The organism is Achromobacter sp. HNDS-1 (genome assembly GCF_040084795.1).
Taxonomy (GTDB): domain Bacteria; phylum Pseudomonadota; class Gammaproteobacteria; order Burkholderiales; family Burkholderiaceae_B; genus Achromobacter; species Achromobacter ruhlandii.
Genome location: NZ_CP157584.1, coordinates 5,052,355 through 5,074,741, shown reverse-complemented (window position 1 = coordinate 5,074,741; position 22,387 = coordinate 5,052,355). Strand labels below are relative to the sequence as shown.

Sequence of the window (22,387 nt, the reverse complement as noted above, 5' to 3'; positions counted from 1 at the left end):
TCAGCGCAGGCGGGGATTGAGGGCATCGCGCAGCCAGTCGCCCAGCAGGTTCACCACCAGCACCACCAGGCTCAGGTACAGCGCGGGAAACACCACCACCCACCACTGCCCCGAGAACAGGAACTGGTTGCCCAGCCGGATCAGGGTGCCCAGCGACGGCTCGGTCGGCGGCATGCCCACGCCCAGGAAGCTCAGGGTGGCCTCGATCAGGATCGCCAGGCCCAGATTCAGGGTCGCGGTCACCATCACCGGCGTCAGCGTGTTCGGCAGGATGTGGGTCAGCATGATGCGCAGCGGGCTGACCCGGATCAGCCGCGCCGCCTGCACGTATTCCTTGCCGCGCTCGACCAGCGCCGAGGCGCGCACGGTACGGGCGTACTGCACCCAGTTGGTCATCGAGATCGCCAGGATCAGGATCACCGCCGACAGCGTCTCGCGCAGGCCCGGCGGCAGCAGTTGCCGGAACACCGCCGTCACCAGGATCGCCACCAGGATGGTGGGAATGCTCAGCAGCGTGTCGCCCAGGCGCATCAGCGCATTGTCGATCCAGCCGCCGAAATAGCCGGCCGCCAGCCCCACCAGCAGGCCGATCGCCAGCGACAGCACCACCGTGGCCAGCCCGATCACCAGCGACATGCGCGAGCCATACAGGATCGCCGACCAGACATCGCGCCCCTGGGTGTCGGTGCCCAGCAGGAACTGGGCCTCGCCGCCCGCGATCCAGCGCGGCGGCAGCTCGGCGTTGAGCAGGTCCAGCTGCGCCAGGTCGTAGGGGTTCTGCGGCGCGATCCAGGGCGCGAACAGCGCCAGCAGCACCACGGCGATCAGCACCACGCCCGCCCCCATCGCCACCGGATCCTGCCGCAGGCTCCACCACAGGTCGCCCTGGAAGAAGCGCGCCAGCCGGCCGCGGCCCGCGTTCGACATCGGTTTAGTGAGCATTGGCGCCTCCCTTGACGTGCTGGCTGCGCAGGCGCGGGTCGACCACGCCGTACATCATGTCCACCAGCGTGTTCAGCGCCACGAAGATGAAGGACACGATCACCAGATAGGCGGCCATGACGGGAATGTCCACGAACATGACCGATTGGATGAACAGCAGGCCCATGCCGGGCCACTGGAACACGGTTTCCGTGATGAGCGCGAAGGCGATCAGGTTGCCGATCTGCATGCCGGTCACGGTGATGACCGGCATCAGGCAATTGCGCAGCGCCAGCCGGAAATGCACCACCCGGTCCGGCAGGCCGCGGGCGCGGGCGAACTTGATGAACTCGGTGCGCAGCGTCTCCAGCATCTCGGCCCGCACCAGCCGCATGATCAGCGTGATCTGGAACAGCGCCAGCGTGATCGACGGCAGCACCAGCGCGGCCCGGCCCGACGGCGTCAGCAGGCCGGTGCTCCAGCCGCCGATGCGCACCGTGTCGCCGCGCCCGAAGCCCGGCAGCCAGCCCAGCTGCACCGAAAACACCAGGATCAGCATGATGCCGACCACGAAGCTGGGCAACGAAATCCCCAGGATCGAGACGAATTGCAGCGCCTGCGCCAGGCGCGACTTGCGGTAGATGGCGGTCAGCACGCCCAGCGGCACCCCGATCACCAATGACAGCAGCGTCGCCATCATCACCAGCTCGAACGTCGCCGGGAAGCGCTCGGCCACCAGCGCGAACACGTCCTGCTGGTTGCGGTAGGAAATGCCGAACTCGCCGCGCGCCGCGTTGGCGACGAAGTGCACGAACTGCATGCCGACCGAGGCGTTCAGGCCCAGCCGCTCGCGCAGCTCGTCGCGCTGCGTCTGCGAGGCCTGCTCGTTGAGCATCATGTCGACCGGGTCGCCGACGAAACGGAAAATCACGAAGGCCAGCAACGCCACCGCCAGCATCACGCCGACCGCATTGCAGACCCGCCTAACTATGAACGCCAGCATGTGCGCCTCCTGTCAGCCCCTTGGGGGGCATCTCGACATTCCAAGCCAGGAGCGCCGCGGCCGATGCAGGACGCGGCGCCTTGCCCATCACTTCATGCGCACCGTCCACAGCCGCGCCTTGTTGTCGGGCATCTGCAGCACGTCGCCGACGTTGGCGCCCACCGCCCAGGCCATGGGCTGCTGGTGCAGCGGCAGGAAGCGCACGTCGTCGTGCAGGGTCTGCAGAATGTCGCTCATCATCTGCACGCGCTTGGGGCGGTCCATCTCGGCGGCGGCGGCGTCGATGCGCGCGTCCAGCGCCGGATCGCCCCACTGCCCCCAGTTGAAGACCCCGGCCGGGCCGGTGCGGCTGTGCATCACCTGCAGCAGGATCGACAGCGCATCGATCTGCGGCTCGTTAGCCCAACCGTGGATGGTGATGTCGAACTCACCACGCGAGCGCTTGGGGTTCTGCAGCGAACGCGGACCGCTGGCCAGCGAAGCCTTCACGCCGATGCGCGCCCACATCGAGGCGGCGGCCTGGCACAGCTCCTCTTCGTTGACGAACATGTCGTTCGAGCACAGCAGCGACAACGTGAAGCCGTCGGGGTAGCCGGCCTCGGCCAGCAGCTTCTTGGCGCGGGCGGCATCGAACGGCAGGCGTTCCTCCTGCCTGGCGTCATAGCCCGGGATCGACGGCGCCACCAGCGCGCCGGTGGTGCGCGACAGCCCGCGCATCACGCGCTTTTGCAGCAGCTCGGGCGACAGTGCCATGTACAGCGCCTGGCGCACGCGCAGGTCCTTGAGCGGGTTCTTGTCGGTGATGTTGGAGCCGACCAGCTTGTCGCCCAGGTTGAAGCCGAAATACAGCGTGCGCAGCTCGGTCGCGGCCAGCACCTTGACGTTGGGCGCGGCGCGCAGGCGGTCCAGGTCCTGCAGCGGCGCGTTCTCGGTGAAGTTGATGTCACCCGACAGCAGCGCCGCCACCCGCGTCGGCGCCGAGGCGATCGGCGTGAACTCGATGCGGTCCAGGTTGTGGCGCGGCTTGTCCCACCAGTCCGGATTCACCACCAGCACGGTGCGGGTGTCGGGCCGGTACGACTCCACCTTGAAGGGGCCGGTGCCGTTGGCGTTGTGGGTGGCGTAGCCCTCGATCTTCTTGGCCGCGTCGGTGGGCTTCAGGCTGTTGTTGTCCACCAGCCACTGGCGGTTGAAGATGAAGATGTTGGTCAGGTCGTTGAGCATCAGCGGATACGGATGCGTCATCTCGATGTCGACCGTGTAGTCATCCACCTTGCGCGCCGCCTTGAAGGCCGGCAGGTTGCCCTTGAGCGGCGAGGCGTCGTCGGACACCCGGGTCATGGACGCCACCACGTCGTCGGCCGAGAACGGCGCGCCGTTGTGGAACTTGACGCCGCGGCGCAGATGGAAGCGCAGCACCGTCGGCGACGGCGACTCCCACGACTCGGCCAGCGCCGGCGTGATGTTGAACTTGTCGTCGTAGCGGATCAGCGCTTCGTACACGTGGTTCAGGAACGCCAGGTTGAAGGTGCTGCCGTAGGAATACGGATCGAGCGAGTCGAGGTCGCGGGCGGCGCCCCACTTCAGGGTGTTGGCGGCGGATGCCCCGGTGATGGCCGATAGCGCGATCACGGCCCCGGCGGTCCACTTCAGCAGCGTCTTCATGATGGCAATGCTCCCTTGGAGGTGGGTATGGAATACGTCTGGAGGCCGGCGCGGACGGCCGGCGGCGGTAATCAGTGGCCGGCGGTCTGGCGCTGGGCGCGCTCGAGCGTGGCCAGCGCCAGCACCTGCGACAGGGCGGCGCGATAGGAATCGATCACGGGCACGGCGGGCAGGCGCGGCAGGCTGGGCAGGAAACCCGCCAGCGCGGCGCCGGCCACGATGACCACGTCGGCGCCCTGGGCGACCGCGTCGTCCAGGGCCTGGCCCACGGCGGCGATGGTCGCGGGCGAGCGCGTGACGTAGTCGAGCGCATTGCCCGGCAGCGCCAGCAGGCCGGCGCAGCGCGACTCCAGCCCGAGCTGGCGGATCTGCTCGCGCAGCATGCCCGGCCACAGCCGCCCCACCGTCACGATGGCGTAGCGGTCGCCGCGCTGCAGGGCGGTGAGGATGGCGGCCTCGGCCATGCCGGCCACCGGCATGCGCAGGCGCTCGCGCACCGCGCCGATGCCGGGTTCGCCGAAACAGGCCAGCAGGCAGGCGTCGAATGGCTCGCCGGCGGCCTCGGCCTGGGCGGCCTCGCGCTCGGCGGTTTCGCAGACGGCGTGGGCCGACACCGCGGCCTGCGCCCGGCTGGCGATATAGGCGGGCCCGAACGGCACCGTCACGGCATGCACCCGGGCCGCGTCGCCAAAAAAAGCGCGCGCCTGCTCGGCGAGGCTGGCGGTCAGGTCGGCGGTGGTGTTGCCATTGATCACCAGCAGGCGGCTGGGCGTGACGGCCAGGCGGTCGGGAAGGACGGCGGGTGCTGCGGACATGAATCAAACCCCTGATGGTTTGTATACAAAACCATTCATACAAAACCCACAGCTTCCTGAATTTTGTATAAATCTTTGTATACGATTTATGGCGACAATGTACGCCATTGGTCCGACGCTTCAAGCTATCGCTAACCCTTAGCGGCCGATGGTGTATGCTGTTTCGCACCTAGAAAAGTGCGCACCGGCGCGATTCCGCCGGCAGATTCCTCGCACCGGAACGCGCACGCATCGGAGATCCACACCAGATGACGGCCCCCATTCCCGACGCGGCGGAGCCCGCCCGGAAAGACGTAAACCGCACGGAAATCGTATACAAAAACTTGCGGCAGGCGATCATCGAGCAGGCCTTGCTGCCGGGCGACAAATTGCCCGAGGACGTCATCGGCGAGCGTTTCGGCGTCAGCCGCACCATCGTGCGCGGCGTGCTGACGCGCCTGTTCAGCGAGGGCCTGGTCGACCTGCGCCCCAATCGCGGCGCGGCGGTGGCGCGCCCCAGCCTGGAAGAAGCCCACGACATCTTCGAGGCGCGCCGCTGCCTCGAACGCGACGTGGCGCGCCGGCTGGTGCAGCACGTCACCGAGGCCGGCTTGGCGCGGCTGGAACAGCACGTGGCGCAGGAAGAAGCCGCGCGCGCGCGCAACAGCGTCAACGAGTCGATCCGCCTGTCCGGCGAATTCCACATCCTGATGGCGGAACTGTCGGGCAATGCGGTCTACGCCCGCTACGTCAATGAGATCGTGTCGCGCTGCTCGTTGATCCTGGCGCTTTACGGCCGGCCGCATTCGAGCGAATGCGCGGTCAGCGAGCACCGCGAAATCGTCGCCGGCCTGCGCGCGCGCGACGAAAAGCACGTGCTGCACCTGCTGGGACATCACCTGGAGTCGGTCACGGCGCGCGCGCTGCTCAGTCCGGACGGCGCGGGCGTGCGCGACATCCGCAAGATTCTCGACCGCTACGGCACCTAGGGGGACCGCGGCGCGGCGGCCCGCGGGCGGGCGCGGCGCGCGGGTAGGAGACGGCCCGCCCCCGGCGAATGGGGCGTGGCCTGGCGTGGCAAGCCTGAAATGGAAAAGCGCCCGGTTCGGGCGCTTTGTGGTTTCGGCAAGCCTAGATTTCGCGTTCTTCCGTCTTGAGGTGGTTGTCGCGGGCGAAATCCACCACGAACTTGTACGCCAGCGGTTCGAGATCGCGCAAGCGCTGATCGACCACGATGCCGCGCACGCCGTCGATCACGACGGGAAGCACGTAGGGCGAATAGGTGAGGTGGTTACCCGCACAGCCGGCGGGCCGGAACTGTGCCATTACGCCGGCAAGCCGTTCCGCCCAATCGCTGGGGCGAAAGCGGCTACCGCTTTCGGTAACGCCATGAATTACGAATTGTCTGACGCGAGTTGCCATGGATTCTTCACTACGGGACGCCCTTCACTGGGCCGGATCTTCGGCGTGATCAAACATGCGCCCCGCGCCGCGAATTGTATATGATTGATCCTTTGCCCTGTCCCGAAAGGCGCTCCGCCCAGGGAAAAATGCCCAGGAGGACCCGTCATGACCTCGCCTCTGGCCAATATCTACGCCCGGCTGCCGGTCTCGTTCACGCACGGCCAGGGGGTCTGGCTATGGGACGCGCAGGGCCGCAAGTACCTGGACGCGCTGGCGGGCATCGGCGTCTCCTGTCTGGGCCACGCCCATCCCCGGCTGGTCGCGGCCATCAGCGAGCAGGCCGCGCGCATCATCCACACCTCCAATATCTACGAAGTCCCGCAGCAGACCGAGCTGGCCGCGCGCCTGGCGGCGCTGTCCGGCATGCGCGACGTGGTCTTCAACAACAGCGGCTCCGAGGCCAACGAGGCCGCCATCAAGCTGGCGCGCTACTACGCCTACCAGCGCGGCAACAGCCACGCCCACATCATCACCATGGATTCGTCCTGGCACGGGCGCACCCTGGCCACGCTGGCGGCCACCGGTAGCGACAAGGCGCGCAAGGGCTTCGAGCCCCTGCCCTCCGGCTTCATCCAGGTGCCATACAACGACGCCGCCGCGATCCGCGCCGCCGGCGACGCCGAGCCGCGCGTGGCCGCCGTGCTGCTCGAAGCCCTGCAGGGCGAAGGCGGCATCCGTCCCTCCGATGCCGCCTTCCTGCAAGAGGTACGACAACTGTGCACCGAGCGCGGCTGGCTGCTGATGATCGACGAGGTCCAATCGGGCATCGGCCGCACCGGCAAATGGTTCGCCCACCAGTGGGCCGACATCGTGCCGGACGTCATGACCCTGGCCAAAGGCCTGGCCGGCGGCGTGCCGATCGGCGCGATGCTGGCCGCCGGCCCCGCGGCGGGCGTGTTCACCCCCGGCAGCCACGGCACCACCTTCGGCGGCGGCCCGCTGGTCTGCGCGGCCGGCCTGGCGGTGCTGGACGCGCTGGAATCGGAACACCTGCTGGACAACGCGCACAGCGTCGGCGGCCACCTGAAGGCGCGGCTGGCGCAGGAACTGGCCGGCCTGCCCGGCGTGGCGGAAGTGCGCGGGCGCGGCCTGATGCTGGGCATCGAGCTGGCCCGTCCCTGTGGCGTGCTGGCGCTGCGCGCCCTGGAAGCGGGCCTGTTGATCAACGTCACCCGCGACCGCGTCATCCGCCTGCTGCCGCCGCTGGTCCTGTCGCGCGCCGAAGCCGACCGGATCGTAGACATCCTGGCGCCGCTGATTCGACAGTTCCTGGCCGAACATCCATAATCAACCTCCCGCCCGGGCCACGAGCCCGTCCGGGCCCAATGACCTGCGACATCACCATGACTCCTCCCACGACTCAAAACGGCCCCTTGCGGCACTTTCTGCAGTTCAAGGACTTCTCGTCCGCCGAGATCGCCTACGTGCTGGACCGCGCGCGGCTGATCAAGGAAAAATTCAAGCGTTACGAACCCCACATGCCGCTGCACGACCGCACGCTGGCGATGGTGTTTGAAAAAGCCAGCACCCGTACCCGCGTCTCGTTCGAGGCCGGCATGTACCAGATGGGCGGCTCGGTCATCAACCTGACCTCCAACGATTCCCAGCTGGGCCGCTCCGAGCCCATCGAGGACACCGCGCGCGTCATCTCGCGCATGGTCGACATCGTCATGATCCGCACGTTCGAGCAGACCCGCATCGAGCGCTTCGCCTCGCACTCGCGCGTGCCCGTGATCAACGGCCTGACCAACGAATTCCACCCCTGCCAGATCCTGGCGGACATCTTCACCTATATCGAGCATCGCGGCCCCATCGCCGGCAAGACGGTCGCCTGGGTCGGCGACGCCAACAACATGGCCTACACCTGGCTGCAGGCCGCCGAGATGCTGGGCTTCACGCTGCACGTGTCGACCCCGGCCGGCTACGAGCTCGAAGCCGCCCGCATCGGTTCGCCGTCCGACAAGGTGCTGCGCCAGTTCAAGGACCCGATGCAAGCCTGCCAGGGCGCGCACCTGGTCACCACCGACGTGTGGACCAGCATGGGCTACGAGGCCGAGAACGAAGAGCGCCGCGCCGCCTTCGCCGACTGGTGCGTGGACGCCGAGATGATGGCCGCCGCCGATCCCCAGGCCGTGTTCATGCACTGCCTGCCCGCCCATCGCGGCGAGGAAGTCACCGGCGAAGTCATCGACGGCCCGCAGAGCGTGGTCTGGGATGAAGCCGAGAACCGCCTGCACGTGCAGAAGGCGCTGATGGAGTTCCTGCTGCTGGGCCAGCTCAAGTAAGCAGCCCGCCCATGAAAAAAGCAGCCCCATGGGGCTGCTTTTTTTGTATCCGCGCCCGGCGCGGCATTCAGGGCTTGAGCGACTTTTCCCAGCGCACGATGGCGTCGACCACCGCCTGCGGCGCTTCCGGCACCAGCGCGTGGCCGGCGCCCGGGATCACCACCACCGACACGCGCTCGCCGAATTCGTCGCGGATCTCGTTGCGGGTCGATTCCGGCTTGAACAGGTCGGCGCCCGCCTGCAGGTCGAGCAGCGGCTTGCTGCCGCCCGACCACCAGTCCGACTGGCGCGTGGCCTTGCCGGCCAGGCGTTGGCTCTCGCTGACCTCGGGGTACCAGCCGTTGAGCCAGACGCTGGCGTCATGGCCCGGCGCGAAGAACGCGTACTGGATGGACTTGAGGCGCTCGGCGTCGGGCAGCGACAGGTCGGCGCTGCGGTCGACGTGCTCGCTCAGGCCGGCGGGATACTTCTTGGCCGCGGCCGCCACGATCACCACGCCGCGCACCAGATCGGGGTGGTCCACGCCCGTGGTGCGCGCCACCCAGTTGCCGAATGCGTGCCCGATCATCACCACCGGCTGCTTGGCGACATCGCGGATCACCGCCGCCATGTCGTTGCCGAAGTCATGCAGCGTGATGTCCTTCATCGGTCCGCTGCTGCCGCCGATGCCGCGCGGCTCGGGCCGCAGCACGCGGTAACCGGCCTGCGCCAGCCGCGCCGCCAGGTCGTCGAAATCCTCCTGGCCGCGCCCGCGCGACGGCAGCAGCACCAGGGCCGGGCCCTGGCCCTGCACCAGCACCTCGATGCGCGCGCCGTTGCCCGGCAGCACCGTGATCCGCTCGACCTTGTCGGCCGCCGTTGCCGCGGCAGGCGTCGGCGCGGCCTGCGCGGCCAGCGACAGCCCGGCCGCGCTCAACGCGCCCCACAGTACAACCCTCGCCCATCGCTTGCTCATCGTTGTCTCCTCGTTCTTCTGTGTCAAAGAATCTTCTGGAACATGGTGCGGCGCGTGTTGCGGAACGACGGCCGCACCCGGCTGCTCCAGTCGGTGGCGCGCACCGCCAGCCACGGCGGGCTGCCGAAGGTCTCGCGCGTCTCCAGGTCATAGCAGGCCAGGTAGCGCGGCCCCTGGTCGCGGCATTCATAGCGCTGCGCGCGCACGGTGCCGGGCACCGAGGCCAGCCCCGGCAGGTGCTCCTGGTCGTACCAGGCATTCAGGTCCGCCTCGGCCTCGGGCAGCACGTCGGTCTCGACGATGTAGTGCCAGGGCGCATCCAAGCCGGCCGAAGCGCCGGCCAGGTCCAGGGTCCGGTGCAGCACGCGCGCCTGCGCCCCCGGGAACAGCTCGGCCAGTCGCGCCTGCACTTCCGGCTGCGCGGCGGCGTCGCCGTCGACGTACACGTAGGTGTCATCCTCTTCGACCGCGGCGAAAGCGCGCAGCCGCACGCCGTCCAGGCCCTCGGTCAGGCGTTGCGCCATGTCGGCCGCGCGCGCCGCGTCGAAACGCTCGCCCAGCGACACCAGCAATACCGTCTTGTCCATGCAAAGCTCCTATCAGTGCCCGACGCGCAGCGCCACCAGGAAGCGCGACACCATGTTGTAGGCGGCTACCGTCGCGGCCAGTTCGACCAGTTCCTGATCGTTGTAGCGCGAACGCAGCGGCGCGAACAGCGCGTCCGGCACCTCGATGTCGCGGGTCATGGCGTCGGTCAGGGCCAGCACGTCGGCCTCGCCCGCCTCCAGCCCCTGCACCGCGTCCGCTTGCGGGCCGCCGCGCAACTGGTCGACCACCGCCTGCGGCATGCCCGCCGCCAGCGCGTGCGGCACGTGCGCGTCGAACTCGTAGGGCGCGTTGTTCAGCGTCGCCACGCGCAGGATGATCAGTTCGCGCACCCGCGGCGACAGCGACGTGTTCAGGCGGATCGCGGTCAGCATCGCCTCCCAGCCCTGCACCACGGCGGGGCTGTTCAGCAGCACCTGGTACAGCGGCGAGATGCGGCCGCGCGCGGCCGCGATGCGCGCTTCGATTTCGGCCAGGGCCGGGCGCGTGCCCGGCACGACCGGCGAGACTCGGCAATCGCTCATGCTCACTCCGGACGGATGTTCTTGCGTTGAATCAGCGAACCCCACTTCTCGCGGTCGGCGGCGATCAGCGCCGCCAGTTCCTGCGGCGAGCTGGGCGCGGCCTGGGCGCCGAACTTCTCCAGCTTGGCGCGCACCGCCTCGTTGCCCAGCGCGGCGCGCAGGGCCTGGTTCAGTTTCTCGACCGTGGCCGGCGGCGTGGCGGCGGGCGCGACGATGCCATACCAGTTGTTCGACTCGACGCCGGCAATGCCCTGCTCGGCCAGCGTCTTGACGTCCGGCAGCAGCGGATGACGGGTCGGCGCGGCGATGCCCAGCGCCTTGAGCTTGCCGCTCTGGATGTGGCCGATCAGGCCAGGCACGTCGCCGAAGAAGCCGTTCACCTGGTTGCCCAGCACGTCGTTGATCACCGGCGCGGCGCCCTTGTAGGGCACGTGCAGCACCTTGGCCTTGCTGGCGTCGGCGAACATTTCCAGCGTCAGGTGCGGGATGCTGCCGATGCCCGACGAGCCGATCGCCACGGACTGCGCCGCCGCCTGCGAGCGCTTGACGAAATCGGCCGCGTCGGTGGCCGGGTTGGCCGGGTTCACCACGAACACGGTGGCGTTGTTGACCACGCGCGACACCGGCGCGAAATCGCGCACCGGGTCGTACGGCAGATCCTTGTACAGGGCCGGGCTGATGGACACCGCGCCGACGCTGGTCAGGAACAGCACCGAGCCATCGGCCGGCGCCTTGGCGACGTAGGCCGCGGCGATGTTGCCGTTGGCGCCGGCCTTGTTCTCGACGATGACCGATTGCTTGAGCTCCTTGCCCAGCTGTTCGGCCAGCACCCGGCCGACCAGGTCCACCGGGCCGCCCGGCGGGAAGGCAATGATCAGGCGCACCGGGCCATCGGCATGCGCCGCGGGCGCCAGGCTGGCCAGGCCGAGCAGGCCGGCGAACAGGAATTTCTTGAACATGGATTGTCTCCTCGGGATATCGTGTTTTCTTGTTGCCCGAAATCGGGCGATGGCGCGGCTACGGGAAGCCGTAGAGACGCGCCGGGTTGTCCACCAGAACCTGCTGGCGCGTTGCCGCGTCCGGGCAGGCCAGGAAAAAAGCGTCGGCCAGTTCGCCGTCGTCGGGCATGTCGCCCGCCACGTTCGGATGCGGCCAGTCGGTGCCCCACAGCGTACGCTCGGGCAGCGCGTCCACCAGGGCGCGCACGAACGGAATGCCTTCGGCAAAGGGGCGCTTGCCCGAGGCGATGCGGTCGATGCCCGACACCTTGACCCAGGCGAGCGGCTCGCGCGCCAGGTCCAGCAGCGCGCGGAACGCCGGCGCGTCCAAGCCGTCGGCGGCCTTGACGCGGCCCATGTGATCGATCACGAACGGCACCGGCAGCGCCCGCAGGCGCGGCAGCAGGTCGGGCAGCATGGCGCCGTCCAGGTGCAGGCAGACGTGCCAGCCCAACGGCGCGATCAGCCCGATGACGTGGTCGAACACGGCCGGATCGGGCGCGCCGCCCAGGTGCGGCACAAAATTGAAGCGCGCGCCGCGCACGCCGCCATCATGCAACCGGCGCACGCTGGCCGGCGTGGCGTCCGCCCCCAGCAGCGCCACGCCGCGATAGCGGCCCTGGCTTTGCGCCAGCGCGTCGAGCAAGGCGGCGTGGTCGCCGCCGTGGCAGTTGGCCTGCACCACCACCGCGCGCTGCACGCCCAGGTGCGCATGCAGCGCCGCCATCCTGGCGTAGGGCGCGTCGGGCGGCGTGTAGGAACGTCCTTCGGCATAGGGAAACCGGTCAGCCGGACCGAACACGTGGCAATGCGTGTCGCAGGCCCCGGCCGGCAGCGCGTGGCGGGGACGGGAAGGCGTGGCAAGCGGAGGACGGCAGTCAGGCACGGCGGGATCCAGCGGGGAAAACGCCATCCTCGCGGATTGCGGCCTGCCGAACAATGCTATATCTTTGATTTCAGATATAGAAAATATAAATATCAAATCGCCATGGACCTCAAGCAGATCGAATACTTCGTGCGCGTCGCCGAGCGCCGCAGCTTCTCGCGCGCCGCCGAAATGCTCGACGTAGCCCAACCGACGCTGAGCCGCCAGGTGCGCCTGCTGGAACTGGAGCTGGGCCAGCACCTGCTCTACCGCAACGGCCGCGGCGCGGAACCGACCGAGGCCGGCCTGCGCTTTCTGGAACATGCCCGCGCCCTGCTGGCCCTGGCCGACCGCGCCAAGCAGGACCTGCAGACCCTGCGCGAAACGCCGACGGGCAAAGTGGTGGTGGGCTTGCCGCCACGCATCGCGCGGGTCCTCACGCCGCCCCTGGTGCAGGCTTTCCGCCGCCGCTTTCCCGACGCCTCGATCGCCGTGGCCGAAGGCCTGAGCGCGCAGATGCGCGAATGGCTGCTGGCCGGCCGCGTCGATCTGGCGCTGCTGTACGACCCGGCGCCGTCACCGCAACTGGGCTATGAATCGCTGTTCCGGGAAAACCTGGTGCTGGTGGCCGCAGCCAACCATCAGCCGCCGCTGCCCGCGCGCGTCGCGGTGGCCGGGCTGGGCGCCTATCCGCTGGTGCTGCCCAGCCTGCCCAACGCCATCCGCACCCTGGTCGAGAGCATCTGCCGCGCCCAGGGCGTGCGCCTGCAGGTGGCGGCCGAGGTCGATGCGGTGCAGACCATCGTCGAACTGGCGGCGCAGGGCGACGCCTACGCCATCCTGCCGCGTTCGGCCGCGCGCGGGCCGGCGGCCGAACACGCGCTGTCGCTCAGCGAAATCGTCGCGCCCGGCATCACCAACAATCTGGTGCTGGCCAGCGCCCGCCACCGCCCCGCCACCCGGCTGGCCACGGCCACCGGCGATCTGATCCGCCAGTTGAACCTGGCCGCCCTGTTCGAGCCCGCCGCCCCCTCCGCCCGGAGCGCCGGCCGCCGCCCTGCCCGGACCGCCCAAACGCGTTAAAATGGCCGCCAGATTTCTTGTTTGGCGGCTCGTTGCTGTCAAAGTCCCGTTGGCGTCTCACCTCAAACAATGACCACTATCCTCCCGAACCTTCCCACCGGCCAGAAGGTCGGCATCGCCTTTTCCGGCGGCCTCGACACCAGCGCCGCGCTGCTCTGGATGCGCAACAACGGCGCCATCCCCTACGCCTACACCGCGAACCTGGGCCAGCCCGACGAATCCGACTACGACGAGATCCCGCGCAAGGCCATGGCCTACGGCGCCGAGAACGCCCGCCTGATCGACTGCCGCGCGCAACTGGTGGCCGAAGGCATCGCCGCCCTGCAGGCCGGCGCCTTCCACATCTCGACCGCCGGCATCACCTACTTCAACACCACGCCCATCGGGCGCGCCGTCACCGGCACCATGCTGGTGGCCGCCATGAAGGAAGACAACGTCAACATCTGGGGTGACGGCAGCACCTTCAAGGGCAACGACATCGAGCGCTTCTACCGCTACGGTCTGCTGACCAACCCGGACCTGAAGATCTACAAGCCCTGGCTCGACCAGCAATTCATCGACCAGCTCGGCGGCCGCTCGGAAATGTCCGAGTACATGCGCCAGGCTGGCTTCGACTACAAGATGTCGGCGGAAAAGGCCTACTCCACCGACTCCAACCTGCTCGGCGCCACCCACGAAGCCAAGGACCTGGAACACCTGAACTCCGGCATCCGCATCGTCAAGCCCATCATGGGCGTGGCGTTCTGGCGCGACGACGTCGCCGTCAAGGCCGAGGAAGTCACCGTCCGCTTCGAGGAAGGCCAGCCGGTCGCCCTGAACGGCGTGGAATACAGCGACCCGGTCGAGCTGATGCTCGAAGCCAACCGCATCGGCGGCCGCCACGGCCTGGGCATGAGCGACCAGATCGAAAACCGCATCATCGAAGCCAAGAGCCGCGGCATCTACGAAGCCCCGGGCCTGGCCCTGCTGTTCATCGCCTACGAGCGCCTGGTCACCGGCATCCACAACGAAGACACCATCGAGCAGTACCGCGAAAGCGGCCGCAAGCTCGGCCGCCTGCTGTACCAGGGCCGCTGGTTCGACCCGCAAGCCATCATGCTGCGCGAAACCGCCCAGCGCTGGGTCGCCCGCGCCATCACCGGCGAAGTCACCATCGAACTGCGCCGCGGCAACGACTACTCGCTGCTCAACACCGAATCGCCCAACCTGACCTACGCTCCCGAGCGCCTGTCGATGGAAAAGGTCGAGAACGCCCCCTTCACCCCCGCCGACCGCATCGGCCAGCTGACCATGCGCAACCTCGACATCGTCGACACCCGCGCCAAGCTGTTCACCTACACGAAGACCGGCCTGCTCTCCGCCTCCGGCACCTCGCTGCCGCAACTGAAGGACGAGGCCAAGAAGAAGTAGTACTTCTTCCCGCCCAACAAAAAGCCCCTCGGCAACACCGAGGGGCTTTTTTATTACGCAACAGCCACAAGATACTCGCCCCCGCCAACAAACTGTAGGCAAGCACGCCAAGAAAACCACCCGCCCCAGCCCAACAACGCCTACAACTCCACCTGCATCCCCATCTCCACGACCCGATTCGCCGGAATCTTGAAGAACTTCGTGCTCCGCGTCGAATTGCGCGCCATGAACGAAAACACCGCCCGCCGCCAGCGCCACAGCGCCGGCTTCCTGGCCGCCACCACCGTCTGCCGCGAAAGGAAATAGGACGTGCGCATCGGCTCCAGATCCAGCTCCGGATACGCCTCGGCCACCAGCCGCAACGCCTCCGGCACATCCGGATCTTCCTTGAAGCCGTAGTTGATCGTCGCCGCCCAGCTCGACGCGCTCATCTTCTGCACCGAAAAGCGCTCGTCCTCCGACACGTACGGCACATCCGCCACCCGGATCGTCAGGAACAGCACATGGTCATGCAGCACCTTGTTGTGCTTGAGGTTGTGCAGCAACGCCGGCGGCACGTTGCCCGAATTCATCGTCATGAAAATCGCCGTGCCTGGCACCCGCGACGGCGGATAGGCCTCCAGCTGTTCCATGAACTCCTTGAGCGGCTGGCGATCGCGCTGCTGCATGTCCGACAGCAGCCGGCGGCCCCGGCGCCACGTCATCATCAGCGTGAACACCACGATCGCCACCACCAGCGGCAACCAGCCGCCTTCGTGGATCTTGAACACGTTGGCCGAGAACAGCAGCACATCGAACAGCAGCAACAGGCCCAGCACCACGAACCACAGCATGCGCTTGGCGCCCGTGGTGCCGCGCGGCAGCACCGCGAACGCCAGCACCGAGGTCGTCAGCATCGTCCCCGTCACCGCGAAACCGTAGGCCGCCGCCAAGTTGTCCGAATTGCGGAACACCAGCACCAGCACCAGCACCGCGCACAACAGCAGCGCATTGACCTGCGGCAGATAGATCTGGCCCTTCTCCACCGCCGAGGTATGCAGGATCTGCATGCGCGGCCAGAAGCCCAGTTGCACCGCCTGGCGCGTCACCGAATACGCGCCCGAGATCACCGCCTGCGACGCCACGATGGTGGCCACCGTCGCCAGCGCCACCAGCGGCGCCAGGCCCCATTCCGGCGCCATCATGAAGAAAGGATTGCGGATCGCGCTGGGATCGCGCAACAGCAGCGCGCCCTGCCCGAAATAGCACAGCGTCAGCGCCGGCAGCACCATGCTGAACCACGCGCTGCGGATGGCCGGGCGGCCGAAGTGGCCCATGTCGGCATACAGCGCCTCGGCGCCGGTCAGCGCCAGCACCACCGCGCCCAGCAGCACGAAACTGATCCACGGGAACTCAACGATGAAACGCAGGCCCCACATCGGATTGAGCGCCGCCAGCACCTCGGGCGTCTGCCACACCTGCCAGCCGCCCAGCGCCGCCAGCGTGCCGAACCACAGCAGCATCACCGGCCCGAACAGCTTGCCCATGGCGCCCGTGCCATGCGACTGGATCGCGAACAGCGCCACCAGCACCACCAGCGCCAGCGGCACCACCCACGCGTCCAGCGTATGCGAAACGATGCCGATCCCTTCCAGTGCCGACAGCACCGAAATCGCCGGCGTGATCATGCTGTCGCCATAGAACAGCGCCGCGCCGAAGATGCCCAGCACGATCAGGATCCAGCGCAGCTTGCCCTCGCGGCTGCGCACCGCCAGCTCCAGCAGCGCCAGCGTGCCGCCTTCGCCCCGGTTATCCGCGCGCAGGATCAGCGTCACGTACTTGAATGACACCACCACCATCAGCATCCAGAACAGGATGGACAGCACGCCCAGCAAGTGGGCCGGCTCCAGGTCGGTATGCACGCTCAGCCCCGTCAGGCAAGCCCGCAGGGTGTACAGCGGACTGGTGCCGATATCGCCGTACACCACGCCCAGCGCCCCCAGGACGAGGGCGGCGCGCGAGGACGGGGCGTGGCCGGCGGGCGCCCCGCCGGTAGAGGAAGAAGGAACGCTGACCGAGCCCTGGCTCATGATGTGGGTTCTTGCCGAGTGAGTTGAGCCCCCTTGCGAGGGCCGGGAAACACGACCGACAGCCGCGTTCCGGAAAAATCGGGCCGGCTGGTGAGCTTCCACCAGGCGCCGTGGGCATGCGCGATCTCGCGCACGATGGCCAGGCCCAGCCCCGAACCGCCGGCCGTGACCGACGGCGAACGATAGAACGCCTCGAACACGCGATCGCGTTCCTCGGGGGGAATGCCGGGGCCGTCGTCCTCCACCGTCAGCGACGGCGGATTGGCGCCGACGATCAGGGTGATCTTGCCGGTGGCGTTGCCATAGCGCAGTGCATTGTCGATCAAATTGCCCAGCAGTTCTGCCAGCAACAGGGGATCGGCGTCGATCCAGATCGGCGCGTCAGGCGCCACCAGGTCCAGTTCATAACGCGCCTCGCGCACTCGCGGAAACCATTCGGCGCCATGCGCCCGCACCCATTCGCACAGGTCGATACGCACGAAACTATCCTGCGGCCGCGCATTGGGATCGGCGCGCGCCAGCACCAGCAACTGCTGGCCCAGCCGGATCATGCGGTCGCTGACCGCCTTGATGCGTTCGGCGCGCGCGCGCACATCGTCGGGCAAGGGCCGCGCCAGCATCAGTTCGGATTCCAGCCGCAGGCCGGAAAGCGGCGTGCGCAGCTGGTGCGCGGCGTGGCCGATGAAGCGGCGCTGCGCCGCCAGCGAGGCATCCAGCCGCAGCAGCAGATCGTTGGTGTGAGTGACCAGTGGTTCGATCTCGACCGGCACGCCCGCCACTTCGAGCGGCTGCATGTCGTCGATGGAACGCTGGCGGATTTCCTCGGACAGATGATTGACCGAGCGCAGGCCGGAACGCACGCCCTGCACCACCACCCAGGTGAACAGGCCGATCAGCATCACCTGCCCCACCACCATCAGCCAGAAGAAATCCTCCAGCATCCACAGCGACATGTCGATCTTGTGGGTGATGACCCAGGTGGCGGCCAGGTCCAGCAGCACCAGCAACAGGATCGGCGGCATCAGCCGGATGACCAGATGCCGCGCAAGCGAGCGGGACGGGAGCAAGGGGCGTGGGGCGGGCGGAGCGGAAGGAATGCGTTCTGACGTCATGACGCGGTGCCCTCGCTGTGGGCGGATGGGGAGTCAGGCCGCCGCGGGCTGGCGGGGCCGACCGGCTTCGGGCGGCCAACCGGGCCGTCAGGCCGTTTCCACATCCAGCATGTAGCCGAAGCCGCGCACCGTCTGGATGCTGGCGCCCGTGCCTTCCAGGCGCTTGCGCAGGCGGTAGACATAGACTTCCACTGCGTTTTCACTGAAATCCGCGTCCCAGGCGGACAGCGAATTGACGATCTGGCGCTTGGTGACCACGCGGCCGACGCGCGCCATCAGCATTTCCAGCACGGACAGTTCGCGCACCGACAGCGACAGGCGCTGGCCGTTGGCCCGCACCTCGCGGCCGACGGTGTCGAACACCAGCGGACCCACCTCGATCAGCGGCTGCGCCTGCCCAGCCCGCCGGCGGCCGAAGGCGCGCACGCGGGCGGCCAGCTCGGGCAGTTCGAAAGGTTTGGTGACGTAGTCATCGGCGCCGGCATCCAGGCCGGCAACGCGGTCTTCGATGCCGTCACGGGCGGTCAGGATCAGCACCGGAACCTGGTTGCCATCCTGGCGCAGCTGGCGCAACACGTCCAGGCCGCTCATGCCGGGCAGATTGAGGTCGAGCAGCATCAGGTCATACGGCTGGCCGGCCAGCGCGCCCAGAACCCGGTCGCCCTCGGTCAGCCAGTCGACCGCATAACCTTGGTCGGCCAGGAATTCCTGGAGCGCATGGCCCAGGGTGGTGTCGTCTTCGATTACCAGAACTCGCATGCCGCGATTCTAGCGCGATCCCGGAAAAAACGGGGCGCGAAATGCGCCCCGTTGGCGGGAATCGTTCAACGGCCGGACGGCGCGGGGGTGGCCCCACCCGCCGCCGGCGCCTCGGCAGCCGCGCCGCCCGAGGGCGGCGTGGTGACGAAACCGATGCGCGTCATGCCCGAACGACGGGCCGAGGCCATGACCTTGGCCAGCGTCTCGTAGCGGGTGTTCTGGTCGGCGCGGATGCGGATCTCGGGTTGCGGCTTGGTGCCGGCGATCGACTTGAAGCGATTGGGCAGGTCGTCGATATTGACCGGCTTTTCGTCCCAGAACAGCGCGCCCCCGGCATCGATGGCCAGGTCCACGGTCTTGGGTTCTTCCTCGATCTGCTCGGCAGCCACCTGGGGCATGTTGATCTTGATCGAGTGCGCCAGCAGCGGCGCCGTGATGATGAAGATCACCAGCAGCACCAGCATGACGTCGATCAGCGGCACCATATTGATCTCGGAAACCGTGTGGGTCCCGGATCCTTTGCCCTCGAAGCTGCCAAAAGCCATTATTCGCTCCCGCGTTGGACCGCGGCGCCGTTACCGTGCTGGCGGCGCAGGGCACGCACCTTGCTGTCCGACAGGGCCACTTGCTGGCCGGTGGTCAGGAAGGCGAAAAGGTCGTGCGCGAAGGCGTCCAGGCGCGACAGGTAGACGCGGTTGTTGCGCACGAAGGTGTTGTAGGCCAGCACCGCCGGGATGGCGACCGCCAGGCCCAGGCCGGTCATGATCAGGGCCTCGCCCACCGGACCGGCGATGCGGTTGATGGTGACGCCATCGGACAGGCCGATGCCGACCAGGGCATGGTACACGCCCCACACCGTGCCGAACAGGCCGACGAACGGCGCCGTCGAGCCCACCGAGGCCAGCACCGTCAGGCCGTTTTCGAGCTTGGCGGTTTCCTCGTCGATCACCTTGCGCATGGTGCGGGTGACGAAATCGCTGCTCGAACCCGCCTCTTCGAGCTTGGTGGCGCCGAACTTGTTGTGGTGCGCCTGGGCGTGCATGGCGTGGCTGGCCAGGTGCGAGAACGGGTCACGCGCGCCGTGCGTGGTGATCTCGTGCTCGACCTGTTCCAGCGAACTGGCGTTCCAGAACTTGTTCAGGAAGTCGGCCGAGCGGCGGCGCATGCTGATGTTGCTGCCGACCTTGACCAGGATCAGGTACCAGGTCACCAGCGACATCAGGATCAGGATGATGAACAGGCTCTTGCCGACGAAGTCGCTCTGGGCGACGAAGTGCAGGAAGCCCATGTCGGGGACGGGCGCCGGCGCCGGGGCGACCGCCGGCAGCGCCGCGGCGGCGCTGTGCAGCGCGTCCGCGGATTGCTGGATGGCGCCGGTGGCCTGCTGGACGATGCCGCCGGCCGCGGTCGCGGCTTGCTGGGCGGCGGGCGCCGCGGCAGCGGCGGGTGCCGCGGCCGCCGGAGCCGCTGCCGGGCTGGTGGCCGCCTGCGCCACCAGGGTGGCGCTGTGCATTGCGTTGGACATCTCAGTTCCTCATTACGAAATCGAACGGAATCTTTGCTTTGGCGGGATATGCCACGCCATTGCGGCTATAAGGTTTCATGCGGGCCTTGCGCGCGGCGGCCAGTGCCGACTCGTCCAGCCTGGGAAAGCCCGAGGACGCGTCGATGGTGGCCCGCTCGACCAGCCCCTGGGTATTGATTTCCACCAGCACCACCACCCGCCCCTCTTCCCGCATGCGGCGCGATGCCATCGGGTAGTTGGGCATGGGTCGCGCGCCCAGGTATTCGATCTGGGTTTCCTGCAGGATCTGGTCGGGCGGCGGACCCTGGCGCGGGGCCTGGGTGGTCTGCGCGCCTTCCGTGGCGCCGGCCGGCGGCGTTTCCACCGGCGGCGTCTCGGGCTTGGGCTCGGGTTTGACTTCCTGCTTGGGCTGGGGCTTGGGTTTGGGTTTGGGCTTCGGCTTGGGGGCCGGCATCGGCGGCTTCTCGACCACCGGCTCGGGTTCGGGCTCGGGTTCCGGCTCCACCTTGGGATCCGGTTCGGTTTCGGGCTCGATCTCGGGTTGCGGCTCGGGCGGCGGTTCCGTCACCGGCTGCGGCACTTCCGGCGTGGGCTCGGCTTTGGCGATCTGCGGCGTGGGCGCATCCACCACGCTCACCATGATGGCCTCGGGTTCCTCCAGTTCAGGGCGGTTCTCGGGCGCCAGGTAAATGGCATAAACCACTGCGGCATGTAGCGCAACGACCGCCAGGCCTGCGCCTATGCGTATACCAAGGGAAGACGGCGGTGAAGAGTTCAGACCACGTTGAAAGCTAGGCATGAATCAGCCAGGGTGCATTAACTTATCTGGCCAGCCAGGAAAAAACGCGCGCAACGAGCGCACGCCGGCTGACCGGTACAAGCCAAAGATCATAGCTTAAATGCGAATGATTCGCACGTCATATTTCGTCTGCAATAGCGTAACACCCCGATGCGGCGCCAACCCTGCGCTGGCGCAAACGGCGGCAGTGCAAACGTCGATTGCGCCAGCGGGGCCGTGCAGGCGCGACGTGCAGGCGCGACGTGCAGGCGGCACGCGCGGCGTCGCCCGCGGATTCCGCCCGCGGATTCCGCCCGTGCATTCCGCCCGTGCATTCCGCCCGTGCATTCCGCCCGTGCATTCCGCCTGCGCATCCCGCCCGCGCATCCCGCCTGCGCATCCCGCTCGTGCATCCCGCTCGTGCATCCCGCTCGTGCATCCCGCCCGCGCATCCCGCCCGCGCATCCCGCCCGCGCATCCCGCCCGCACAACCCGCCCCCGCAACGGGCGCTGGCGGGCAGGCAATCCCTGCGAGGGACGCAGGCAAGCGCCGAAATGCCGCGCACACACCCCGAGCGCACGCCTGAAGCGCTTTACCCATGAATGCGCTCTGGGTCGCGCACGCGCCCCATGCATGCAGCCCGTGCGCGTGCTCCATGCCCGTACCCGAAGCATGCGATCGCAGCCCTGAACCGAAACACGAACCCGAAACGCGCATCCCAAGCGCGCAAACAAAAAACCCGCCACGTTACCGTGTGCGGGTTTCTGTTTCGGCTTGCTGATGGTGGGTGCTACAGGGGTCGAACCTGTGACCTACGCCTTGTAAGGGCGCCGCTCTACCAACTGAGCTAAGCACCCGTCCTGATGATGGTTTCGCCGCAAACGAACTGCGGAAAACGCTAGCCGGGGTACTCAAAAGCAATACGCGGGCCGGAGTATACCGGACCGCGTACCTGTCGGCAAATCAACGGGTGCCGTGCCCGCTCGATCCGCCGATCCGTCAATTAGTTGACGGCGTCCTTCAGGGCCTTGCCCGGACGGAACTTCGGCACCTTGGCCTTCTTGATCTTGATGGTTTCGCCCGTGCGCGGATTGCGGCCGGTGCGAGCGGCGCGGGCCGACACGGCAAACGTGCCGAAGCCCACCAGGGTGACCGTACCGCCCTTCTTCAGGGTGGTCTTGACGGCGCCAATCAGGGCGTCAAGCGAACGACCGGCGGCAGCCTTGGAGATATCGGCCTTGCTGGCAATGTGATCGATGAGTTCGGTTTTGTTCATGCAGGTGTACCCCTCACAAGGTATGGAGTCTGCCGGGAGTGCAGTTCATCATGGCTGTCATGCTGGACATCACGACTAGGCGCGTAGACCCGACAAACGACGAACAGACTAGTGGATAAACTTTTTCTTGCGCTGCAAAGCACAACTTTTAAACTGCTGCGCCGCCTAGGTTTCAAGGGTTTCAAGACCCCTGAACCGTCAGCGACGCAGACATGTATTAGGCCTTGGCGTAGAGCGGCTGTCAAGCGAAAACCTCACGTCAAGCCGCACCAATACTAGCTTTTAGGCCTTTCC

At 67.6% G+C, this 22,387-nt stretch carries 22 protein-coding genes and 1 tRNA gene; 5 read left to right on the top strand and 18 right to left on the bottom strand.

The genetic code is table 11. From position 1 onward, the window contains the following. The 4 genes from ABFG95_RS23480 to ABFG95_RS23465 all read right to left on the bottom strand — a co-directional run bounded on the left by ABFG95_RS23480 (position 1) and on the right by ABFG95_RS23465 (position 4,404). Entirely contained in the window at positions 1–942 is a 942-nt protein-coding gene (locus tag ABFG95_RS23480; protein WP_049072608.1) for an ABC transporter permease, read from the bottom strand. Further along, a complete protein-coding gene (locus ABFG95_RS23475; RefSeq protein ID WP_063582914.1) occupies positions 932–1,924 on the bottom strand; it encodes an ABC transporter permease in 993 nt (330 codons plus the stop codon). Before ABFG95_RS23475 ends, ABFG95_RS23480 begins: the two co-directional genes overlap by 11 nt. 87 nt (positions 1,925–2,011) lie before the next feature. Further along, on the bottom strand, positions 2,012–3,589 hold the full coding sequence (locus tag ABFG95_RS23470) for an ABC transporter substrate-binding protein (protein WP_175146654.1): 1,578 nt from the start codon (positions 3,587–3,589) through the stop codon (positions 2,012–2,014). A 71-nt stretch (positions 3,590–3,660) separates the two neighbouring features. Continuing rightward, the gene (locus ABFG95_RS23465) at positions 3,661–4,404 is read right to left on the bottom strand and encodes an aspartate/glutamate racemase family protein (protein ID WP_059269689.1); all 744 of its coding nucleotides are present in this window, start codon (positions 4,402–4,404) and stop codon (positions 3,661–3,663) included. Positions 4,405–4,652: 248 nt separating this feature from the next. Between ABFG95_RS23465 and ABFG95_RS23460 the strand changes: the two genes are divergently transcribed. Further along, positions 4,653–5,372 carry a GntR family transcriptional regulator gene (locus ABFG95_RS23460; RefSeq protein WP_049072601.1) on the top strand — a complete coding sequence of 240 codons (720 nt, stop codon included), beginning with the start codon at positions 4,653–4,655 and terminating at the stop codon, positions 5,370–5,372. 142 nt (positions 5,373–5,514) lie between these two features. Here ABFG95_RS23460 and ABFG95_RS23455 read toward each other — a convergent pair whose 3' ends face one another. Further along, on the bottom strand, positions 5,515–5,805 hold the full coding sequence (locus ABFG95_RS23455; RefSeq protein ID WP_006388526.1) for a DUF3579 domain-containing protein: 291 nt from the start codon (positions 5,803–5,805) through the stop codon (positions 5,515–5,517). 147 nt (positions 5,806–5,952) lie between these two features. Between ABFG95_RS23455 and ABFG95_RS23450 the strand changes: the two genes are divergently transcribed. Then, entirely contained in the window at positions 5,953–7,134 is a 1,182-nt protein-coding gene (locus ABFG95_RS23450; RefSeq protein WP_336731731.1) for an aspartate aminotransferase family protein, read from the top strand. Positions 7,135–7,190: 56 nt separating this feature from the next. Then, positions 7,191–8,132, top strand: coding sequence for an ornithine carbamoyltransferase (argF, locus tag ABFG95_RS23445; protein ID WP_026382721.1), 942 nt, complete (start codon positions 7,191–7,193; stop codon positions 8,130–8,132). A 67-nt stretch (positions 8,133–8,199) separates the two neighbouring features. On the opposite strand, the gene ABFG95_RS23440 is transcribed toward argF, so the two are convergent. The 5 genes from ABFG95_RS23440 to ABFG95_RS23420 are packed head-to-tail and all read right to left on the bottom strand — an operon-like array spanning position 8,200 to position 12,101. Beyond that, positions 8,200–9,087, bottom strand: coding sequence for an alpha/beta hydrolase (locus tag ABFG95_RS23440; protein WP_238908217.1), 888 nt, complete (start codon positions 9,085–9,087; stop codon positions 8,200–8,202). Positions 9,088–9,110: 23 nt separating this feature from the next. Beyond that, positions 9,111–9,674: a DUF4286 family protein gene (locus ABFG95_RS23435; RefSeq protein WP_059269686.1), complete on the bottom strand. Its 564-nt coding sequence runs from the start codon at positions 9,672–9,674 to the stop codon at positions 9,111–9,113. Positions 9,675–9,686: 12 nt separating this feature from the next. After that, a complete protein-coding gene (locus tag ABFG95_RS23430; protein WP_059269685.1) occupies positions 9,687–10,217 on the bottom strand; it encodes a carboxymuconolactone decarboxylase family protein in 531 nt (176 codons plus the stop codon). 2 nt (positions 10,218–10,219) lie between these two features. Then, complete coding sequence (locus tag ABFG95_RS23425) at positions 10,220–11,176, bottom strand: tripartite tricarboxylate transporter substrate binding protein (RefSeq protein WP_049072596.1); 957 nt, start codon at positions 11,174–11,176, stop codon at positions 10,220–10,222. Between the two features lie 58 nt (positions 11,177–11,234). Then, positions 11,235–12,101, bottom strand: a complete 867-nt coding sequence (locus ABFG95_RS23420; RefSeq protein ID WP_348994963.1) for an amidohydrolase family protein — start codon at positions 12,099–12,101, stop codon at positions 11,235–11,237. 102 nt (positions 12,102–12,203) lie between these two features. Here ABFG95_RS23420 and ABFG95_RS23415 point away from each other — a divergent pair, with 102 nt between their 5' ends. Beyond that, positions 12,204–13,163 carry a LysR substrate-binding domain-containing protein gene (locus ABFG95_RS23415; protein ID WP_175146661.1) on the top strand — a complete coding sequence of 320 codons (960 nt, stop codon included), beginning with the start codon at positions 12,204–12,206 and terminating at the stop codon, positions 13,161–13,163. A gap of 69 nt (positions 13,164–13,232) precedes the next feature. Then, positions 13,233–14,573, top strand: coding sequence for an argininosuccinate synthase (argG, locus tag ABFG95_RS23410; protein WP_006388517.1), 1,341 nt, complete (start codon positions 13,233–13,235; stop codon positions 14,571–14,573). A gap of 140 nt (positions 14,574–14,713) precedes the next feature. On the opposite strand, the gene ABFG95_RS23405 is transcribed toward argG, so the two are convergent. The 8 genes from ABFG95_RS23405 to ABFG95_RS23370 all read right to left on the bottom strand — a co-directional run bounded on the left by ABFG95_RS23405 (position 14,714) and on the right by ABFG95_RS23370 (position 22,093). Then, positions 14,714–16,642 (bottom strand): potassium transporter Kup, encoded by a 1,929-nt coding sequence (locus ABFG95_RS23405; protein ID WP_049072589.1) that lies wholly within the window; start codon positions 16,640–16,642, stop codon positions 14,714–14,716. After that, a complete protein-coding gene (locus ABFG95_RS23400) occupies positions 16,639–17,754 on the bottom strand; it encodes a HAMP domain-containing sensor histidine kinase (RefSeq protein ID WP_100504315.1) in 1,116 nt (371 codons plus the stop codon). The genes ABFG95_RS23405 and ABFG95_RS23400 overlap by 4 nt, the downstream gene beginning before the upstream one ends. Positions 17,755–17,841: 87 nt before the next feature. After that, positions 17,842–18,513: a response regulator transcription factor gene (locus ABFG95_RS23395; RefSeq protein WP_006218435.1), complete on the bottom strand. Its 672-nt coding sequence runs from the start codon at positions 18,511–18,513 to the stop codon at positions 17,842–17,844. Positions 18,514–18,578: 65 nt separating this feature from the next. Next, the gene (locus tag ABFG95_RS23390; protein ID WP_049072586.1) at positions 18,579–19,058 is read right to left on the bottom strand and encodes a biopolymer transporter ExbD; all 480 of its coding nucleotides are present in this window, start codon (positions 19,056–19,058) and stop codon (positions 18,579–18,581) included. Further along, a complete protein-coding gene (locus tag ABFG95_RS23385) occupies positions 19,058–20,038 on the bottom strand; it encodes a MotA/TolQ/ExbB proton channel family protein (RefSeq protein ID WP_049072585.1) in 981 nt (326 codons plus the stop codon). Before ABFG95_RS23385 ends, ABFG95_RS23390 begins: the two co-directional genes overlap by 1 nt. Position 20,039: 1 nt before the next feature. Beyond that, the gene (locus ABFG95_RS23380; protein ID WP_049072584.1) at positions 20,040–20,837 is read right to left on the bottom strand and encodes an energy transducer TonB; all 798 of its coding nucleotides are present in this window, start codon (positions 20,835–20,837) and stop codon (positions 20,040–20,042) included. A 761-nt stretch (positions 20,838–21,598) separates the two neighbouring features. Continuing rightward, positions 21,599–21,674 (bottom strand) — tRNA-Val (locus ABFG95_RS23375). 146 nt (positions 21,675–21,820) lie between these two features. After that, positions 21,821–22,093: an HU family DNA-binding protein gene (locus tag ABFG95_RS23370; RefSeq protein ID WP_003812968.1), complete on the bottom strand. Its 273-nt coding sequence runs from the start codon at positions 22,091–22,093 to the stop codon at positions 21,821–21,823. Positions 22,094–22,387 lie beyond the last annotated feature (294 nt).

What these genes read in the sequence shown, in the direction of transcription:
- ABFG95_RS23480 (WP_049072608.1), bottom strand. Translation starts at nt 942, where the DNA reads ATGCTCACTAAACCGATGTCGAACGCGGGCCGCGGCCGGCTGGCGCGC.
- ABFG95_RS23475 (WP_063582914.1), bottom strand. Translation starts at nt 1,924, where the DNA reads ATGCTGGCGTTCATAGTTAGGCGGGTCTGCAATGCGGTCGGCGTGATG.
- ABFG95_RS23470 (WP_175146654.1), bottom strand. Translation starts at nt 3,589, where the DNA reads ATGAAGACGCTGCTGAAGTGGACCGCCGGGGCCGTGATCGCGCTATCG.
- ABFG95_RS23465 (WP_059269689.1), bottom strand. Translation starts at nt 4,404, where the DNA reads ATGTCCGCAGCACCCGCCGTCCTTCCCGACCGCCTGGCCGTCACGCCC.
- ABFG95_RS23460 (WP_049072601.1), top strand. Translation starts at nt 4,653, where the DNA reads ATGACGGCCCCCATTCCCGACGCGGCGGAGCCCGCCCGGAAAGACGTA.
- ABFG95_RS23455 (WP_006388526.1), bottom strand. Translation starts at nt 5,805, where the DNA reads ATGGCAACTCGCGTCAGACAATTCGTAATTCATGGCGTTACCGAAAGC.
- ABFG95_RS23450 (WP_336731731.1), top strand. Translation starts at nt 5,953, where the DNA reads ATGACCTCGCCTCTGGCCAATATCTACGCCCGGCTGCCGGTCTCGTTC.
- argF (WP_026382721.1), top strand. Translation starts at nt 7,191, where the DNA reads ATGACTCCTCCCACGACTCAAAACGGCCCCTTGCGGCACTTTCTGCAG.
- ABFG95_RS23440 (WP_238908217.1), bottom strand. Translation starts at nt 9,087, where the DNA reads ATGAGCAAGCGATGGGCGAGGGTTGTACTGTGGGGCGCGTTGAGCGCG.
- ABFG95_RS23435 (WP_059269686.1), bottom strand. Translation starts at nt 9,674, where the DNA reads ATGGACAAGACGGTATTGCTGGTGTCGCTGGGCGAGCGTTTCGACGCG.
- ABFG95_RS23430 (WP_059269685.1), bottom strand. Translation starts at nt 10,217, where the DNA reads ATGAGCGATTGCCGAGTCTCGCCGGTCGTGCCGGGCACGCGCCCGGCC.
- ABFG95_RS23425 (WP_049072596.1), bottom strand. Translation starts at nt 11,176, where the DNA reads ATGTTCAAGAAATTCCTGTTCGCCGGCCTGCTCGGCCTGGCCAGCCTG.
- ABFG95_RS23415 (WP_175146661.1), top strand. Translation starts at nt 12,204, where the DNA reads ATGGACCTCAAGCAGATCGAATACTTCGTGCGCGTCGCCGAGCGCCGC.
- argG (WP_006388517.1), top strand. Translation starts at nt 13,233, where the DNA reads ATGACCACTATCCTCCCGAACCTTCCCACCGGCCAGAAGGTCGGCATC.
- ABFG95_RS23405 (WP_049072589.1), bottom strand. Translation starts at nt 16,642, where the DNA reads ATGAGCCAGGGCTCGGTCAGCGTTCCTTCTTCCTCTACCGGCGGGGCG.
- ABFG95_RS23400 (WP_100504315.1), bottom strand. Translation starts at nt 17,754, where the DNA reads ATGACGTCAGAACGCATTCCTTCCGCTCCGCCCGCCCCACGCCCCTTG.
- ABFG95_RS23395 (WP_006218435.1), bottom strand. Translation starts at nt 18,513, where the DNA reads ATGCGAGTTCTGGTAATCGAAGACGACACCACCCTGGGCCATGCGCTC.
- ABFG95_RS23390 (WP_049072586.1), bottom strand. Translation starts at nt 19,058, where the DNA reads ATGGCTTTTGGCAGCTTCGAGGGCAAAGGATCCGGGACCCACACGGTT.
- ABFG95_RS23385 (WP_049072585.1), bottom strand. Translation starts at nt 20,038, where the DNA reads ATGTCCAACGCAATGCACAGCGCCACCCTGGTGGCGCAGGCGGCCACC.
- ABFG95_RS23380 (WP_049072584.1), bottom strand. Translation starts at nt 20,837, where the DNA reads ATGCCTAGCTTTCAACGTGGTCTGAACTCTTCACCGCCGTCTTCCCTT.
- ABFG95_RS23370 (WP_003812968.1), bottom strand. Translation starts at nt 22,093, where the DNA reads ATGAACAAAACCGAACTCATCGATCACATTGCCAGCAAGGCCGATATC.